We start from the raw sequence: 336 nt of genomic DNA, 5'->3' as shown, positions 1-336 counted from the left end.
TGTTGCTGGTGTGGGGGCGTGGTCGTCTTCGGGGCGGGAGCATCCGCCCAGTCCGGAGCCCGGATCGAAGTCCCTTGCGGAGTCTCGCTCGGGTCCGGTGCCGTGGTCGGGCCCGGTCGCGGTCTCGGGCTGCGAGGCCGGTGCTGGTGCCTGTCCGGGTTCGGGTGTGGGTTTGGGTGCGGCGTATTTCTTGCGCAGCCGTGCGCGTGCTTTCCGGAGTTCGGTGTTGAGGCGCTCGGTTTCGAGTGCTTGGGCGATGCGGTCGAGGTCTTCGCGCAGTCCTGGCCCGTACTCCTCGGGGTGGAGGCCGGTGGGGAAGATGTTGGCGATGTCGTC

Annotated in this window: 1 pseudogene; it reads right to left on the bottom strand. The window is 68.8% G+C overall.

Annotated elements, in window-relative coordinates:
- Window positions 1-336 (bottom strand): annotated as a pseudogene (locus tag L0U85_RS11185) (hypothetical protein); the annotation flags it as partial.

This window comes from Glycomyces sp. L485 (assembly GCF_022548875.1).
Taxonomy (GTDB): Bacteria; Actinomycetota; Actinomycetes; order Mycobacteriales; family Micromonosporaceae; genus Glycomyces.
This window is presented reverse-complemented; position numbering and strand designations above follow the sequence as displayed.